Origin of the sequence: Brevibacterium sp. H602 (assembly GCF_051172395.1) — a bacterium.
Classification (GTDB): Bacteria; Actinomycetota; Actinomycetes; order Actinomycetales; family Brevibacteriaceae; genus Brevibacterium.
In genome coordinates, this window is record NZ_JBPIZD010000009.1 from 115,651 (window position 1) to 131,244 (window position 15,594).

Consider the following 15,594-nt stretch of genomic DNA (forward strand, 5'->3'; position numbering starts at 1 on the left):
ACACGCCGATTCGTCGAGAAACGGGCAACGTGTCGAGACACGGGTGCGCACCACCGTTTTTCGACGCTCAGCCCGTTTCTCGGCGGGGCGGCCCCGGGCCCCTCAGCTGTAGGAGTTGCGGAGATCGCCGATGAGCGAGCGGGTCACCTCGGTGAGTGAACCCGTGGTGCCGAAGACCTTCTGCAGGCGCTGGTAAGGCACGCCGCGTTCGATGATCGAGGTGATCGAGTGCAGCTCGTCGACACAGCCGAGGCGTTCGGCGACGGGCGAGAGCCGCTCGATCTCGTCGGCGAGGCATTCGGTGACGAGACGCTCGTCGGCCGCGGCGTTCTCGATGATGATCGCGTCCATGCCGTAGCGGGCGGCGCGCCACTTGTTCTCGTTGTGGAACCAATCGGGCATCGTCGGCAGGATCTCACCGGCGTCGAGGCGCTCGGACATGTCATCGACGAGACACTGGATGAACGCGGTGACCGCGAGGATCTCCTCGAGGGTCGGCAGTCCGTCGCAGACACGGACCTCGACGGTGCCCCAGTGCGGGGCAGGGCGGATGTCCCAGCGGATCTCGTTGATGTTGTCGATGATCCCGGTGGTGAGCATATCGTCGACGTACTTCTCGTAGTCCGCCCACTGATCGAACTGGAACGGCAGACCGGCAGTCGGGAGCTGCTGGAACATCATCGCCCGGTTCGAGGCATAGCCGGTGTCCGTGCCGCCCCAGAACGGAGACGACGCGGACAGTGCCTGCAGGTGCGGGACATAGGCGAGCAGTGCATTGACGATCGGCAGCACCTTGTCGCGTGAGTCGATGCCGACGTGGACGTGGACACCGAAGATCAGCATGTTCCGACCCCACCACTGGGTGCGATCGACGAGTTCGAGATAGCGGTCCTTCGCCCGGACCTCCTGCGACTGCCACTGCGCGAACGGGTGGGTGCCCGCCGACATCAGCTCGACACCGCGCGCCTCGGTCAGCTTCCGCAGCGCCCCGATCGAGGTGGCCAGATCCTCGGCGACGGTCGACACCTGGTTGTGCACGCCGGTGACGAGCTCGATGGTGTTCGTCAGCATCTCACCGACGATGTGCTTTTCGAATTCGGGCGCATGCTCGGCCACATCCGCCAACAGAGTCTCGGCAGCCGGGGTCAGATCCAGGCTGCGAGAATCCAGCAGAGCCAGTTCCCACTCGACACCGAGGGTGGAGCGGGGAGAGCGTGCGAAATCGACCATGATCCGATCATAATCGCGCACGCCCGATTCCCCGGTCTCGGCAGCGACATTCGAGCTGTGTGATGTCCCGCATTCCCGCGCTGAGGCGGCCCCGCCGGTCACGCGGCGCGGCGTGCGTCCTCGGCCAATCGGCTGCCCGAATCGGTGTCGAAGAGGTGCAGACGCGCAGCATCGGGAGCGACGCGCACGGTGTCCCCGCGGCGGATCGTCGACCGACCTGCGACACGCGCCACGACCGTCTTCTCGCCCGAGGCCAGGACTGCTCGACCGTGGACGTAGGCATCGGCGCCGAGCTCCTCGACGAGATCGACGGTGACCTCGAGGCCTTGCGTCTCGGTGACCTGCAGATCCTCCGGGCGGATGCCGACGGTGACCGTCTCACCGGTGACCTGGTCCCGCTGCTGCGCAGTCAGGGACAGCTCGACATCGCCGAGGCGCAGCGACGTGCCCTCGACCGGCACGTCGACGAGGTTCATCGCCGGCGAGCCCATGAAGCCTGCGACGAAGAGGTTCGCCGGTCGATCGTAGAGGTTCGCGGGAGTGTCGACCTGCTGCAGCCGGCCGTCGGCGAGGACCGCGACCCGGTCGCCCATCGTCATCGCCTCGACCTGATCGTGGGTGACGTAGACGGTGGTGACGCCGAGGCGGCGGGTGAGGGAGGCGATCTGCGCGCGGGTCTGCACCCGCAGCTTCGCATCGAGGTTCGACAGCGGCTCGTCCATGAGGAAGACCTGCGGGGACCGGACGATGGCGCGCCCCATCGCCACTCGCTGTCGCTGCCCGCCGGACAGCGCCTTCGGTTTGCGGTCGAGGTACGGCTCCAGGTCGAGCAGGCGGGCGGCCTCCTCGACGCGCTGATCGCGTTCCTGCTTGGCGACTCCCGCGATCTTCAGGGCAAAGGCCATGTTCTCGCGCACGCTCATATGCGGGTAGAGCGCATAGTTCTGGAACACCATCGCAATATCGCGTTCCCTGGGGGAGAGGTCCGTGACATCGTGGTCGCCGATGCGGATGTGACCGGAATCGACGGGTTCGAGCCCGGCGAGCATGCGCAGGGTCGTCGACTTCCCGCAGCCCGAGGGGCCGACGAGCACGAGGAACTCCCCGTCGGCGATGTCGAGGCTGACCTCGTCGACGGAGGGCTTGAGTGCCTCGGGGTATTGACGAAGTGCCTTGTCGAAGGTGACTGTGGCCATTGTTCTCAACCTTTCACGGATGCGTGCGCACCCGAAGATCCACGGTGATCGGTCAGTGATTGATCGGACGATGAGCGTTGGGACGAAGAGAGCTCGGACGATGAGCGTTCGGTCATAGAGGGTTCTGACGAAGTTGTTTCGGACGTCGTGTGGCCCGGCGAGACGGTGTTTGCCGTCTGCTGTGCAGCCGTCTGCGCCGCAAAGAACCGGTACTGCTGCCGCACTTGCGACGGACGCGGATGCAGAGTGGCGACGAGCTCGACGGCCCAGTCCGGCAGAGATCCACACAGTGTCCACGCCGCCTGACGGGCGGCCCCGATGGCGACATATTCGGCCTGTTCGGGTACGTCGATGGGCACGGTGAAGATATCGCGGGCGACCTCCCGGACGGCAGGATTGCGTGCCGCCCCGCCGATGAGGAGCAGCCGTCCGGCCTCCAGCCCCTGCGCCTGCACCGCGTCGAGCCCGTCGGCCAGACCGCACAGCATTCCCTCGACGAAGGCACGGGCGACGTTCTCCGCCGCGGAGTTCGCCAAGGTCATCCCCTCGAGGCGGGCCGTGGCATCGGGCAGATTCGGGGTGCGCTCGCCCTCGAAGTACGGCACGAGCGTGAGCCCGTCCGCTCCCGGCCGGGACGCCAGCGCGAGGGCCGCGAGTTCGTCGTGGCTGACCCGCAGCAGCTTTGCCGCCGAATCGAGGACCCGGGCGGCGTTGAGCGTGGCGACCAGCGGCAGGCGCCCGCCGTCGGCCGAGGCGAATCCGGCGACCGCGCCGGTCGAATCGGCGATGGTCAGGTCGGTGGTGCCGAAGACTGTGCCCGAGGTGCCGATTGAGATGACGAGATCCCCCGAGGTGACCCCGAGTCCCAGCGCCGCGGCCGCATTGTCCCCGGCCCCGGGCCCCACGACGATTCCGTCCGGGCTGTGCCCGGCGGCCTCGGTGGGGGTGAGGACCCGGGGAAGGATGATCGCCGAGGCGGCTCGCCCGTCCCCGTCTACGTCCGGTGAATCCGTCTCCACGTCCGTATCCGCGGCGCACGGCAATCCCGCAGCTTCACGAGCGGGCCGACCGAAAGCGGTCTGGAAGAGGTCGAGGTCGTAGCGGGAGGCGGAGGGGTCGAAGTAGGCGGTGCCGCTGGCGTCGGAGGCATCGGTGATCAGCGCGTCGAGCACGGGACCGCGAGCGGAGACGTCGGCGGGTCCGTATCCGAGGAAGCGCCAGGTCAGCCAGTCATGGGGCAGGGCGACGGCGGCGACCCGGGCGGCGTTGTCCGGTTCGGCATCGCGCAGCCACCGCAGTTTGGCGGCGGTGAATGAGGCGACGGGCAGGATCCCGGTGCGTGCGACATAGTCGGCAGCCCCGACCTCGGCGATGAGGTCCCTGGCCGCGGCCTTGCTGCGCAGGTCGTTCCACAGCAGGGCGTCACGGATGACCCGTCCCTCTGAGTCGAGGGCGACGAGGCCATGCTGCTGACCGCTGATGCTCAATCCCGCGACATCATCGAGTCCGCCGGCGGCCGCGATCGCCTCATGCAGAGCCGTCCACCACGCCTCGGGGTCGACCTCGGTGCCTGGCGGGTGCGGGGCCGAACCGGTGCGGATGATGTCACCGGAGTCCGGGTCGGCGATGACGACCTTGCAGCTCTGGGTCGACGAGTCGACGCCGGCGACGAACCTGCGATTCGCACTCATCGGGACCCCTCGGCTGCAGATGGGGAAGTACCGGCCGCCTCGGCGAGGATCTCATCGGCGAGTGCACGATCGATGATCGCGATATCGAGGATCCCGGCGGCACAGGCGGCCCGGACGGCGCGGGCGCGCTCGGCTCCGCGGGCGACTCCGACGGTCGTCGTGGCGCGGCGGAGCTGATCGAGGGTGACGGCGATGACGCGGTCGTCGATCGTGGTGACATCGGCTCCGTCGGCGGCGAACAGCCGTCCGGAAACCTCGGCGATGGCGCCGTCGTCGATGCCGGCCTGACGCTGGGCGGGGGAGCATTTCTCCCACACGGAGGACAGGCCCTCGGCCCAGGATGCCACGGAGACCACGGCGAGGTCGAGGTCATCGGCGGCGGCCAGAGTTCCGGAGATCTCGGGCAGGGCCCGCAGGTCAGCGGCGGTTCCGGCTTCGGTGACAAGCAGCGGGGCAGGCAGGCGGACCATGCTCACGGCCGGATCCTGACCCAGTCGAGTGAAGATCTCCGAGCTGGGACGGTGCGATTCCAAGCGGAGGGCACCGGCGAGCTGGACGATGGTGCAGCGAGGCAGGGCCGGTGTGAACGAGGCCGCGGAGTCCAAGGTGCGCGACCAGGACAGGCCGATGCGCATCCCCGCATGGGCGTGGCGGCCGACCAGCGACAGCGCGGCTCGACCCATCTGCTGGGAGGCCTGGGTCTCGTCGGGGATGTCGACGATGATGACCGAGTCGAGGCCGAGCGCTGCGGCAGCCTGCTCGGCCAGGCCGTCGGCTTCACCGGCATCGGCTTCGATGGTGATGGTCACGACTCCGGTGTCGACGGCCTCTTGGAGGAGGCGGGCGACCTGGAACCGACTGAGTCCGTTCGCCTTTCCGATCTCGACCTTGGACCGCCCCTCGAGGTAGTGATCGCGGGCCAGCTGGGCGAGGAAACGGCGGTGGCGGGCGGTGGGCACCGTTGACATGGGCCTCCCTTCGGCGTCGACGACTTTGTGTTCGCTCATATGTGAAGTGTTGCACATCTGATTGGTTCGTGACACAGTATTGCACATATGAGCACAGATGCTCATATGATTTTCTCGCAGCGAACCGACGGCGGGCTGCGATCCCGCAAGGACGAGGGAAGGCGCAACGATGAAACACCTGATCACGGGCCGGAGAGCCACCTGGGCGGCCATCGGCATGGTGGGAGCACTGGCATTGTCCGGCTGTGGTGGTGCCGGCGGCAGCTCGGCCGGGGGCGGTGGCGACGAAGTCAACGTCCTCATGGTCAACAACCCGCAGATGCAGGACCTGCAGAAGCTCACGGCCGACCACTTCACCAAGGAAACGGGCATCGAGGTCAACTACACCGTGCTGCCGGAGAACGAAGTGCGGGCGAAGATCGGCCAGGAGTTCGCCGCTCAGGCCGGCAACTACGACGTCGCCTCGATGTCGAACTACGAGATCCCGACCTACGCGAAGAACAAGTGGCTGACGCCCATGGACGAAGGCGTCGTCGATGCCGAGGGCTTCGACCAGGACGACATCCTCGCGCCGATGGCCGAGTCGATGACGGTCGACGACCAGGTCTATGGTGAGCCGTTCTACGGTGAGGGCTCGTTCCTCATGTACCGCACGGACATCTTCGACAAGGCCGGCGTGGAGATGCCGGAGAAGCCGACCTGGGACGAAGTCGCGAAGCTCGCGGCGAAGGTCGACGGTGCCGAGAAGGGCACGAAGGGCATATGCCTGCGCGGACTGCCCGGCTGGGGCGAGATGTTCGCCCCGCTGACGACCGTGGTCAACACCTTCGGCGGAACCTGGTTCGACGAAGACTGGAACGCGCAGGTCGATTCCAAGGAATTCAAGGAAGCCACGAACTTCTACGTCGACCTCATCAAGGACCACGGCGAATCCGGTGCCCCGCAGGCCGGCTACACCGAGTGCCTGACCAATCTGCAGCAGGGCAAAGTCGCCATGTGGTACGACTCGACGGCCGCCACCGGAACCCTCGAGGCCGATGACTCTCCCGTCAAGGGCAAGATCGGCTACGTCGCGGCGCCTGTGAAGGAGACGGAGTCGAGCTCCTGGCTCTACACCTGGGCATGGGGCATCCAGGCCGCAGGCAAGAACCAGGACGCGGCGAAGCAGTTCGTCGCCTGGGCCTCGTCGAAGGACTACGAGGAGACCGTCGCCGAAGAGCTCGGCTGGCAGCACGTGCCGGCGGGCAAGCGGACCTCGACCTATGAGAATCCCGAGTACCAGAAGGCCGCGAAGCCCTTCTACCAGCAGACCGAGGACGCCATCAACTCGGCCGATCCGGTCAGCCCCGGAGTCCAGCCGCGGCCGACGCTGGGAGTCCAGTTCGTGACGATCCCCGAATTCGCGGACCTCGCCACGGGCATCTCCGAAGACGTCAGCTCCGCCATCGCCGGTCGCACCTCGGCCGATGCGGCCCTGGAGAAGGGCCAGAAGGAAGCCGAGAAGGTCGGAGGCAAGTACAAGAAGTGACCGATCGCCTCGGGGCGGGTGACGATCGCCCTCCCCGAGGCGGCCCCGGCCCGTCCGCACCATCGCCTGACCGCACCACCCACCTGACGAAGGATGTTCGAAGTGTCAGCTCCAGCCGCCGAGCGTGCATCGCAGCCGATCACGCCGCCGAAACCCCGTGCCAAGGACCGATGGCTCAAACGCGCGCCCATGCTGCCGGCGCTGATCTTCGTCATCCTCGTCACTCAGATCCCGTTCGCGATCACGATCATCATCTCGTTCATGAACTGGAACGCCGCCTACCCCGATGACATCAGCTTCGGGACGCTGCAGAACTATGTCACCGTCTTCACCGATGCGAACCTGCTCAAGGCCGTGTTCGTCACCGTCGGGCTCACCGTCGGCGTCGTGCTGGCCTCGGCTCTGCTGGGCCTGGGCATCGCCCTGCTGCTCGATCGGAAGTTCATCGGCCGCGGTCTCGTCCGCACCCTGATGATCACCCCGTTCCTCGTCGTCCCCGTCGCCGCCGCGCTGCTGTTCAAGCACGCGATCTTCAACCCCTCGTACGGCCTCATCAACGGACTGCTGACCACCGTGTTCGGGGAGAACGCCCCACAGCCGGACCTCATGACCTCGAACCCGCTGCTGGGCATCGGGATCGTCCTCGTCTGGCAGTGGACGCCGTTCATGATGCTCATCATGCTCGCCGGACTGCAGTCACGACCCATGGACGTCTACGAGGCGGCCCTCGTCGACGGCGCCGGACCCTGGCAGACCTTCCGCTTCATCACCCTGCCCCACCTGCGCCGATACATCGAACTCGCCGCACTGCTGGGCACCATCTACATCGTCCAGAACTTCGACATGGTCTTCACCATGACCTCCGGAGGACTCGGCACCGCCACCCTGCCGTACGTCATCTACCAGGAGTTCTTCGTCGCCCAGGACTACGGAGTCGCCTCCGCCGTCGGCGTCATCGTCGTCATCGCCTCCCTCATCACCGCGACCTTCGCCCTGCGCACCGCTTCGACCCTGCTCAAGGAGGAGAACTCATGAGCACCCCCGACCTCACCGTCGACGCCCACCCCGCACCCGGGGTGACCCCCACCCCGACCGAACCGGGCGGACCCGGATCCGCACAGCCGCCTCGGCGAAAGGCGAACGCACCGAGGCGGCCCGGCCAGGGGCGGGCGGGCAAGATCCTGCTCGGCCTGTTGGCCTGGTTCGTCGGACTCCTGTTCGTCTCACCCCTGCTGTGGATGCTGCTGACCAGCCTGCACGCGGAGACCGACGCCTCGACGAATCCGCCGAGCTATTTCGCTCCGCTGACGCTGGAGTCCTTCGTCAACTTCTTCGGCGGCGGCAACGGCGCGAACCCGTGGCCGTTCCTCATCAACTCCGCGGTCGCCGCCATCGTTTCGACCCTCATCGTCCTCGTCCTCTCCACGATGGCTGCATATTCACTGGCGATCCGCCGCATCGAACGCTGGTCGGACGTGCTGTTCTTCCTCCTGTCGACGAAGATGCTGCCGATGGTCGCGGGCCTCCTGCCCGTCTACCTCGTCGCGAAATCCTTCGGCATCCTCGACACCTGGCTGCTGCTCATCATCATCTACTCTGCGATGAACATGCCGATCGCGGTGTGGATGATGCGCTCGTTCCTCGCCGAGGTGCCCGTCGAAGTCCTCGAAGCCGCCGAACTCGACGGCGCCCGCCTGCCGCGTGTGTTCATGCAGATCCTGCTGCCGCTGACCGCGCCCGGACTGGCCGCGACCGCCCTGATCTGCTTCATCTTCTCGTGGAACGAACTCCTCTTCGCCACCGTGCTCACCTCCACGGCGGCGTCGACGGCCCCCGTGTTCCTCACCAGCTTCGTCACCTCCCAGGGACTGTTCCTGTCGCAGGTGTGCGCGGCGTCGCTCATCATCTCCGTGCCCGTGCTCGTGGCCGGAATCGCCGCCCAGGACAAACTCGTCCAGGGCCTGTCCATGGGAGCCGTCAAATGACCGCACCACACACCGCACCGTCCGATCCTCGCCGAGGCGGGACCTCCTTGGCCCTGACGACGGAGAGCCTCGCCGAGGTGGCCGACCACGGCATCGCCGTCCCCTCCTATGACCGGTCGGCCGTGAGCCCCGGCATCGTCCACTTCGGAGTGGGCGGATTCCACCGCGCGCACATGGCGATGGTCCTCGACGACCTGCTTGAGGCTGGGCTCGCCAGCGACTGGGGGATCATCGGGGCCGGAGTGCTGCCCCACGACGTGGCCATGCGCGATGCTCTCGCCGACCAGGACCACCTGTACACGCTGACCCTCAAACACGCCGACGGAACCAAGGAGCGTCGGGTGATCGGGTCGATCATCGACTACCGGTTCGGACCCGACGACCCCGCCGGACTGCTCGACCTGCTCACCGATGAGGCGATCCGGATCGTCTCCCTGACCGTCACCGAGGGCGGATACAACGTCAACCCCATCACCGGAGAGTTCATCACCGATGAGCCGACGATCGCAGCCGATGTCGAAGCCGTAAGGGCAGGGGAGCTGCCGGCCACCGTCTTCGGCTATGTCGTCTCCGCTCTGCGCGCACGGCGGGAGGCCGGAGTCGCACCGTTCACCGTGCAGTCGTGCGACAACATCTCGGAGAACGGCGATGTGGCGGCGAAGATGTTCTCTGCCTTCGCTCGCCTCGTCGATGCCGAGCTTGCCGAGTGGATCGCCGAATCAGTGGCGTTCCCGAACTCGATGGTCGACCGCATCACCCCGGCCACCACCGACGGCGACCGAGCCGACCTGCTCGCCGACACGGGCGTCACCGATGCCTGGCCGGTCGTCGCCGAGCCCTTCTTCCAATGGGTGCTCGAGGACGATTTCACCTCTGGCCGTCCTCCCTATGAAGAGGCCGGGGTCCAGGTCGTCGACGATGTGCAGCCCTACGAGCATATGAAGCTGCGACTGCTCAACTCCGGGCATCAGGGGCTCGCGTACTTCGGTCTCCTCGGCGGATACATCTTCGCCCATGAGGCGATGGCGAACCCGGACATCCCCGTCTACCTGCGCCGATACATGGACGAAGAGGGCACACCGAGCCTGGCACCGCTGCCCGGAATCGACCTCGACGCCTACAAGGACTCGCTCATCGAACGCTTCAGCAACCCGGAGATCCGCGACACCCTCGCCCGCCTCGGCGCAGAGTCGTCCGACCGGATCCCCAAATGGCTGCTGCCGGTCGTCAAGGACAACCTCGCCTCGGGCCACCCGATCGAGGTGGCCGCGGCGATCTGCGCCTCGTGGGCCCGGTATGCCGAAGGGCATGACGAGACCGGCGGTCGGTTCACCATCGTCGACCGCTATGCCGACGAACTGCAGGCGGTTGCCGCGACACAGGGAGGGGACCCGCTGGCCTTCGTCCGGCAGGAACAGTTCTTCGGGCCGCTGGCCGAGGAGCCGAGGTTCACCGAACCGTATCTCAAGGCACTGACATCGCTGCACGAACGGGGAGCGAAAGAGACCGCCCGCCGCCTGGCCGCCCACGAAGAACTGTGAACAGGCGGCGAGCAGGCGGGAACGTCTAGCATGGAGACATGTTGCGTTCTCGCCTGAGCCTCCTGGCCCTGACCACGACTCTCGCGCTCGTCGGCTGTTCCGGCGGAGCGTCAGCCCCCGAATCCTCCACGGCCGGACAGAAGTCCTCTGCCGATTCGGGTTCTCAGACCCAAGCGCAGTCTGAAGCCCAGACCGAATCCTCCCTGGACAACCCCGCCGACGCCGATCCGGCCGACTTCAAGGACGAGGCCGCGGACATCGTCGGAGACTTCTCCGACGAGGAACTGGCCGGGTCCCTCATCATCGGCACCTGGGAAGGCACCGACACGCAGACCCCGGTGGACATGATCAAGCAGAACCACCTCGGCGGGGTCATCGTCATGGGCTACAACCTGCAGGAGAACCCGACGAAGGACCAGGTCACGGAACTGACTGAGCAGATCTCCGGGGCGCGGACGAAGGGCCAGCCAGTGTCGATCGGCGTCGACCAGGAAGGCGGCCCGGTGTCACGCCTCGGCACAGCAGCGCTGCCGTTCCCGCCGCTCATGGGCCTGGCCGCGACCGACGATTCCGACCTCATCACCGAGGCCACGACCGTGCAGGGGCAGAACCTCACCGATCTGGGCTTCACCATCGACTTCGCTCCGGACTCCGACGTCACGGTCGGGCCGAAGGACAAAGCGATCAACGTCCGCTCGGGCGGCACCGACCACGAGGATGTCGCCGAGGTCGTCGCCGACGCCGTCGAGGGGTACCGGTCCGGTGGAGTGTCGAGCTCGGCGAAGCATTTCCCGGGGCACGGCCGCCTCGGCGTGGATTCGCACGAGAGCCTGCCGGTGTCGGAGAAGTCGATCGAGGAGATGGAGGACACGGATCTCCTGCCGTTCAAGTCCGCGGTCAAGGCCGGGGTGCCGATGGTGATGATGGGTCATATCGGGCTGCCCGATGCGAAGACGACGCCCGCGACCCTGAACAAGAAGGCGTACTCTGCGCTGCGCGAGACCCTCGACTACGACGGTGTCATCACCACGGACGCGCTGAACATGAAGGCCGTGCCGCAGAACCTCAAGGGCGGAGAGACGGTCAAGGCGCTCGCCGCTGGAGCCGATATCGCCCTCATGCCCCCGGATTCGGCAGCCGCGCAGAAGGCGATCGTCAAGGCGATGGGGGACGGGACGCTTGAGAAGAAGGACCTCGTCGAGAAGTCCGAACGCGTCGTCGCCGCACAGCTGGCCACCGCCGAAGCCCAGAAGAGCGTGCAGGCCGGGGACTCGGATGCGAAGGATCCGAAGAAGGTTCTCGCCGAAGTCGCCGATCAGTCCCTCACCGTGCTCAAGGGCGAATGCTCCTTCACCGGGACCGATTCGATCTCGATCGTCGGCGGCAGCGACAAGGAGAAGGCGGCACTGAAGGAAGCAGCCGAGGCCGAGGACCTCACCGTCGGATCCGGTGGAACCTCCGTGAGTCTGAGCCCGTCGACCTCCGCCGAGGTGGCCGTGGGCACCGCTGCTCCGTGGACGATGCGCAGCACCGCGGCGAAGTCCGCCGTGACCGCGTACGACTCGAACCCATACGCGCTGCGGGCCGTGGCGAAGTGGCTGAAAGGCGACCTCGAGGCATCGGGTCAGCTGCCTGCCGAATACGACGGCAGCGGCAAAGCTCCCGACTGCGGGTGATCACCGCCGGCTCTGCGACTTCCGGACGATGCATGCCGGAGAACAACTGGGAATCCCGCACACATCGTCCGGAACTCGCTTCTCCGGCTCTTCGGTGAGAGGCTCAGCAGTTCCAGGGATTCGGAGACGAGAAAACCCCTCGTCGGCGCAGTGCCGGCGAGGGGATTCCTTATGTATTCAGTTCTGGGTGGAGATCAGAGCACGCGGATGTACTGGGCGCCCTGCTGGGTCATCCAATCGACGCTGCGGTAGCTGGTATTCACTCGTGTGTTGCCAGCGTCATACATCATGCCGTCGCCGGCGTAGATGCCGACGTGGCCCGGCGACCAGATGATATCTCCGGCCTTCGCCTCGGACGCCGAGACGATCTGCCCGGCGCCCTTCTGTGCCGACGACGTGCGCGGAAGATCCACGCCCACCTTGCCGTAGACGAATGAGGTGTAGCCGGAGCAGTCCCAGCCGCTGGGTGAAGTCCCACCCATCACGTAGGGCGTTCCGACGTACTGCTTCGCGATGGCGATGACCTGCTCGGCCTTCGACCCGTCCGGGACCTTGACGTCCCCGGAGCCCGAATCCGCGCCGTCGTCCTTGCTCTCGTCGTCGCCCGAATCGGAGCCCTCGTCGCCGGTGCCGGCGGAATCGTCGTCGGAGTTCTCGCTCGGCTCTTCCTTCGGCTCCTCGGCAGGCGCCGGCTCTGCGACGGTCTCCTCCGGCTCTTCCTTCGGCTCAGGCTTCGGCTTCGGTTTGGGCTTCGGCTTGGGGGCGGCCTCGGCGGTGACGAGGTCCGTGTCGACGGTGACCTCAGCCTCCTGCTCGCCCTTCTTCGAGGCACCGCCGGCATCGATGGTCGGCGTCTGGTTCTTGAACTCGACCGGTGCCTGCTTCTCGGACTCGGCTGCGACCTTCGCCTCGTCGTCGGCTCCCTGCCCGGCGGCGGGGAGAACCGCTGCGGTGAGCAGTCCGCCGCTGGCGGCGACGACTGCGGCACGGCGACCGAATGCGCCGGAGTTCGCTGCGAGCAGTTCGCTCAGCTCGGTCAGTGGTGTCTTGGCCTTGGCGTTCGCGGCGCGGCGGCCGTGCTGCTTAGATGCCACGATTTCCTCTCGTTGCCTGCCTGAGTGTGACGATGTCCTCCACTGTAACGAATTCGTGATCTTATGTCACGTTTTTGTTACAAAAGGATTCGCAGGCAGATTCGAGAGCAAAATTGCTGGTCAGAGGGCTGGGGCTGACAGGAATGGCTGGTGGAGGGCCACGGTTCCGCCCAATTGCGTCTGTGATTCAGCGCGCAGTCTCAGCCTTGAATAACGTTTCGTGACATTCGCGAAGTGTGATTCTTGGGTCGATCCGCGGCGGTTTCCACGCTCAAACCACCGTGGATCGACCCAGGAATGCCGGAGAATGCCGTCGGCGCGGGCAATCGCGCGCGTGCAACGGTCACCACGTGCAACAGTCACCACGTGCGGGGGTGATCACGTGCGCGGGCGAAGGTGGCTGAGCTTCAGGCGCCGGTCTCGACCGGTCGGTCCGGATCGGATGACCAACCGGACCAGCTCGCGGGGTAGAGGCTGGCCTCGACGCCCAGGGTCGCCAGCGCAAGAGCGTTGTGGCAGGCGGTCACTCCCGAACCGCAGTACACGCCGACGGGACCATCGAGGGCACCCAGGTCGTCGAAGCGTTCGCGCAGCAGCGCTTCGGGCAGGAACGTCCCCGCGGGGACGTTGTCCGTGGCCGGAGCGCTCTTCGCCCCGGGGATGTGACCGGCTTGCGGATCGAGCGGTTCGGTCTCTCCGCGGAAGCGCTCACCGGCGCGGGCGTCAAGCAGGACTCCATCGAAGCCGGCTGCCGCCTCGGCGTCGATGACAGGCAGTCGACCCGGACTGATCTCCACGGCACTCGGTGTGACCTCGGGGGAGTCGCCGGTTTCGAGCGTCCCGCCGGCGTCACGGAAAGCGGCGAGTCCGCCGTCGAGGACTCGTGCGCTCAACCCGGCCCAGCGCAGCAGCCACCAGGCCCGGGCCGCGCCGAGCGAGGAGTTGTCGTCATAGACCACGACCTCGGTGCCTTCGTTGATGCCCCAGGAGCGAACCGTCTCCTGGAAGGCGTCGGGGCTCGGCAGCGGGTGGCGGCCGGCCGTCGGATCGGTGCTGCCGTGGTCGGCGAGCTCGGTGTCGAGGTCGACGTAGAGGGCACCGGGGATGTGTCCTGCGGCGAAGTCCTCGCGGCCATCGGGCTTCGGCAGGGTCCAGCGGACGTCGAGCAGCCTCGGCGCCGGGGAATCGGCCATTCGGGTGAGCAGTTCATCGGCACTGATGAGAACGTCGGAGCGGGACAATTCGATCTCCTTTGGGGCAGATATCTTCACGGGCAGGTAGACAGGCTCACACCGGTTGGGTGAGCAGGACGACGTGCTTCTCGCCGAGGCGAGTGAACACGAGCGTGGCTTTGTCGCCCTTGGGCAGTTTGAGTTGGCGGCGGACCTGGTCGGGAACGATGTCGGCACCGCGTTTCTTGATCACGACCGAACCGATTCCGCGGGAGACGAGCTCCTTGCGCAGGCTCGGAACCTTCGCGGGCAGAACGTCGATCACCTCATAGGCGGTGACTCCTGCCGATGCCGGGCCGCTCGGTTCGACGTCGGTGGTGAGATAAGCGATCTTCGGGTGCAGCCGGCGCGCCTGCAGCGGTGCGCACAAAGCGGCAACGAGTCCGGCGCGCACGATCGCACCATCGGGCTCGAGCAGATACTTCCCGAGCTCCCCGATGTCCGCCTCGTCCTCGTCGGGCAAGTTGTCCTCGTGGACGAGGAGGGTGCGTTCGCCCATGACGAGGGCGCCGCGGCCGGGGCGCTGCCTGGCGGCACCGAAGTAGAGGCAGACCTCGACGACCTCGCCGTTGTGGGAGACCCACTGGGCTTCGGCGTCCTCGGGGACGAGGTCGTGGTCGAGTGCCGGGCCGAGCTTCACCCCGGCCGCCTTCGCCGCACCCGCCTGCTTGATCACCCACGACAGAGAGGGGGAGAACGCCTCGGGGTCGGTGATGCGGGACGTCGATCCGCGCTTGTCGGCCTTGCCGATGGTCCGCCGGGCCGGATCGAACCAGAGGGCATCGAATCCATCCAGGTCGACATCCTCGGCGCGAGCGTGTTCGACCGCGGCATCGGGCAGATGACGGAGGTTGAAGGCGGCGATGGCGGCGGTGACTTCGTCGGCGTCGACAGCCGAGACCTGCGCGCCCATTCCGGCGAAGGCGACCGAGTCCGCGCCGATCCCGCATCCGAGATCGGCGATGCGGAACGACTCGCCCTCGGCCACGTCGCCGATGAGGCGACGCGCATGATGAGCGGCGACCGGCAGCCGCGTGGCCTGGGCCAGCCCGTCACGGGTGAAGAGCATATCCTCGGCGAAGGGACCGAGCTTCGCTGCCGCCTCCTGCCGCAGCCGAGCCTGAGTGAGCAGGGCCGCGGTCACTTCGGCGGAGTAGCCCTCCTTGCGCAGAGCCGTGGATCGGGCGAGCTCATCGCCTGCGAGGTCGTCGATGCGGTCGAGACGTTCGAGGACGGCGACGTCGAGCAGTTCGGTCAGTGTCTGCGGATCCATAGGCTTCACCCTATCGTCTGCGCAGTGGAGCGATCCCCTCGCCGAGGCGGCCCACCGCAGCCGTGCCCACGCCGTCCGCGCTTCGCCGGGGTTCGCGCCCTCTGCCCTCACCGCAACGGCCCGGCCGAACCGCCGCGCGGCTGCGGTGATTGTGCGAGCCGAGCGGTGCGGTAAGTTGTT

12 protein-coding genes are annotated in these 15,594 nt (G+C 66.8%); 5 read left to right on the forward strand and 7 right to left on the reverse strand.

The window, feature by feature from the left end:
* Nucleotides 1-102 precede the first annotated feature (102 nt).
* From ACSBQT_RS08760 to ACSBQT_RS08775, 4 genes are all read right to left on the reverse strand, one after another.
* Entirely contained in the window at nucleotides 103-1,230 is a 1,128-nt protein-coding gene (locus tag ACSBQT_RS08760) for a glutamate--cysteine ligase (RefSeq protein WP_410708439.1), read from the reverse strand.
* Between the two features lie 98 nt (nucleotides 1,231-1,328).
* Nucleotides 1,329-2,426 carry an ABC transporter ATP-binding protein gene (locus tag ACSBQT_RS08765; protein ID WP_264799354.1) on the reverse strand — a complete coding sequence of 366 codons (1,098 nt, stop codon included), beginning with the start codon at nucleotides 2,424-2,426 and terminating at the stop codon, nucleotides 1,329-1,331.
* 5 nt (nucleotides 2,427-2,431) lie between these two features.
* Complete coding sequence (locus tag ACSBQT_RS08770) at nucleotides 2,432-4,117, reverse strand: xylulokinase (protein ID WP_435001583.1); 1,686 nt, start codon at nucleotides 4,115-4,117, stop codon at nucleotides 2,432-2,434.
* A complete protein-coding gene (locus tag ACSBQT_RS08775; RefSeq protein ID WP_435001585.1) occupies nucleotides 4,114-5,124 on the reverse strand; it encodes a sugar-binding domain-containing protein in 1,011 nt (336 codons plus the stop codon). The genes ACSBQT_RS08770 and ACSBQT_RS08775 overlap by 4 nt, the downstream gene beginning before the upstream one ends.
* 130 nt (nucleotides 5,125-5,254) lie before the next feature.
* Between ACSBQT_RS08775 and ACSBQT_RS08780 the strand changes: the two genes are divergently transcribed.
* From ACSBQT_RS08780 to ACSBQT_RS08800, 5 genes are all read left to right on the forward strand, one after another.
* Nucleotides 5,255-6,613 (forward strand): ABC transporter substrate-binding protein, encoded by a 1,359-nt coding sequence (locus tag ACSBQT_RS08780; RefSeq protein WP_435001587.1) that lies wholly within the window; start codon nucleotides 5,255-5,257, stop codon nucleotides 6,611-6,613.
* 93 nt (nucleotides 6,614-6,706) lie between these two features.
* Nucleotides 6,707-7,648, forward strand: coding sequence for a carbohydrate ABC transporter permease (locus tag ACSBQT_RS08785; protein ID WP_410708435.1), 942 nt, complete (start codon nucleotides 6,707-6,709; stop codon nucleotides 7,646-7,648).
* Entirely contained in the window at nucleotides 7,645-8,598 is a 954-nt protein-coding gene (locus ACSBQT_RS08790; protein WP_410708434.1) for a carbohydrate ABC transporter permease, read from the forward strand. The genes ACSBQT_RS08785 and ACSBQT_RS08790 overlap by 4 nt, the downstream gene beginning before the upstream one ends.
* A complete protein-coding gene (locus tag ACSBQT_RS08795) occupies nucleotides 8,595-10,139 on the forward strand; it encodes a mannitol dehydrogenase family protein (protein ID WP_435001590.1) in 1,545 nt (514 codons plus the stop codon). Before ACSBQT_RS08790 ends, ACSBQT_RS08795 begins: the two co-directional genes overlap by 4 nt.
* Before the next feature lie 38 nt (nucleotides 10,140-10,177).
* Nucleotides 10,178-11,815 (forward strand): glycoside hydrolase family 3 N-terminal domain-containing protein, encoded by a 1,638-nt coding sequence (locus ACSBQT_RS08800; protein WP_435001592.1) that lies wholly within the window; start codon nucleotides 10,178-10,180, stop codon nucleotides 11,813-11,815.
* A 194-nt stretch (nucleotides 11,816-12,009) separates the two neighbouring features.
* Here ACSBQT_RS08800 and ACSBQT_RS08805 read toward each other — a convergent pair whose 3' ends face one another.
* From ACSBQT_RS08805 to ACSBQT_RS08815, 3 genes are all read right to left on the reverse strand, one after another.
* Nucleotides 12,010-12,909, reverse strand: coding sequence for a C40 family peptidase (locus ACSBQT_RS08805; protein WP_435001594.1), 900 nt, complete (start codon nucleotides 12,907-12,909; stop codon nucleotides 12,010-12,012).
* Between the two features lie 407 nt (nucleotides 12,910-13,316).
* Nucleotides 13,317-14,150: a sulfurtransferase gene (locus tag ACSBQT_RS08810; protein ID WP_435001596.1), complete on the reverse strand. Its 834-nt coding sequence runs from the start codon at nucleotides 14,148-14,150 to the stop codon at nucleotides 13,317-13,319.
* A 46-nt stretch (nucleotides 14,151-14,196) separates the two neighbouring features.
* A complete protein-coding gene (locus ACSBQT_RS08815) occupies nucleotides 14,197-15,414 on the reverse strand; it encodes a class I SAM-dependent methyltransferase (RefSeq protein WP_435001598.1) in 1,218 nt (405 codons plus the stop codon).
* Nucleotides 15,415-15,594: the final 180 nt, after the last annotated feature.